The 1870-nt window shown below is 57.1% G+C and carries 1 protein-coding gene and 1 rRNA gene; one reads left to right on the top strand and one right to left on the bottom strand.

The window, feature by feature from the left end; translation table 11 throughout:
• Nucleotides 1-166: 166 nt before the first annotated feature.
• Nucleotides 167-1690, bottom strand: a 16S ribosomal RNA gene (locus tag AC5RV2_RS17555).
• Between AC5RV2_RS17555 and AC5RV2_RS17550 the strand changes: the two genes are divergently transcribed.
• Nucleotides 1690-1870, top strand: a 181-nt coding sequence (locus tag AC5RV2_RS17550; protein ID WP_494002654.1) for a hypothetical protein, incomplete at its 3' end; no start/stop codon positions are given. The two genes, AC5RV2_RS17555 and AC5RV2_RS17550, sit on opposite strands and share 1 nt — an antisense overlap.

The following is a 1870-nucleotide window of genomic DNA, read 5'->3' as shown; positions in this document are numbered from 1 at the left end:
AAAGGGCACCGTACTGGCATGCGGCCAACCGCGAAAGACACCGAATCCGTTGATATTCCACCCATGAGCACCCGCCGGACAACAGACGCGTCCGCAACGGGCTTGCCCTGCAAACCACCCAACCCGCACTATGACGGGCCAGGACAGGTTCGAGGAAGCTCCTTAGAAAGGAGGTGATCCAGCCGCACCTTCCGGTACGGCTACCTTGTTACGACTTAGTCCCAATCGCCGGTCCCACCTTCGACGGCTCCCTCCCACAAGGGGTTAGGCCACCGGCTTCGGGTGTTACCAACTTTCGTGACTTGACGGGCGGTGTGTACAAGGCCCGGGAACGTATTCACCGCAGCGTTGCTGATCTGCGATTACTAGCGACTCCGACTTCATGGGGTCGAGTTGCAGACCCCAATCCGAACTGAGACCGGCTTTTTGGGATTAGCTCCACCTCACAGTATCGCAACCCATTGTACCGGCCATTGTAGCATGCGTGAAGCCCAAGACATAAGGGGCATGATGATTTGACGTCGTCCCCACCTTCCTCCGAGTTGACCCCGGCAGTCTCCCATGAGTCCCCGCCATTACGCGCTGGCAACATGGAACGAGGGTTGCGCTCGTTGCGGGACTTAACCCAACATCTCACGACACGAGCTGACGACAACCATGCACCACCTGTGAACCGGCCCCGAAGGGAAGGACTGTTTCCAGCCCGATCCGGCCCATGTCAAGCCTTGGTAAGGTTCTTCGCGTTGCATCGAATTAATCCGCATGCTCCGCCGCTTGTGCGGGCCCCCGTCAATTCCTTTGAGTTTTAGCCTTGCGGCCGTACTCCCCAGGCGGGGCACTTAATGCGTTAGCTACGGCGCGGAAAACGTGGAATGTCCCCCACACCTAGTGCCCAACGTTTACGGCATGGACTACCAGGGTATCTAATCCTGTTCGCTCCCCATGCTTTCGCTCCTCAGCGTCAGTTACAGCCCAGAGACCTGCCTTCGCCATCGGTGTTCCTCCTGATATCTGCGCATTTCACCGCTACACCAGGAATTCCAGTCTCCCCTACTGCACTCTAGTCTGCCCGTACCCACTGCAGACCCGGGGTTGAGCCCCGGGCTTTCACAGCAGACGCGACAAACCGCCTACGAGCTCTTTACGCCCAATAATTCCGGACAACGCTTGCGCCCTACGTATTACCGCGGCTGCTGGCACGTAGTTAGCCGGCGCTTCTTCTGCAGGTACCGTCACTTTCGCTTCTTCCCTGCTGAAAGAGGTTTACAACCCGAAGGCATTCATCCCTCACGCGGCGTCGCTGCATCAGGCTTTCGCCCATTGTGCAATATTCCCCACTGCTGCCTCCCGTAGGAGTCTGGGCCGTGTCTCAGTCCCAGTGTGGCCGGTCACCCTCTCAGGCCGGCTACCCGTCGTCGCCTTGGTAGGCCATTACCCCACCAACAAGCTGATAGGCCGCGAGTCCATCCATGACCGAAAAATCTTTCCACCCGCCACCATGCGGTGACAGGTCATATCCGGTATTAGACCCGGTTTCCCAGGCTTATCCCAGAGTCAAGGGCAGGTTACTCACGTGTTACTCACCCGTTCGCCACTAATCCCCGGTGCAAGCACCGGATCATCGTTCGACTTGCATGTGTTAAGCACGCCGCCAGCGTTCGTCCTGAGCCAGGATCAAACTCTCCGTTAATGTTTCAAACAGACACAGCACCAACGGCCGGGAAAACGACCGAAGACACTGCACTAAATTCAAACCAGGCTGATAAAACCGCGACACACCACAGGGGCGGCACGCCACGGCACTTTCAACCAATAAATAATTGGTATCAACAAACTTGGCACACTATTGAGTTCTCAAACAACAGGAGCA

This window comes from Arthrobacter sp. Y3225116, from assembly GCF_059091245.1.
Note: the sequence above shows the minus strand (reverse complement) of the source record. Positions and strands in the feature narration are given on the sequence as shown.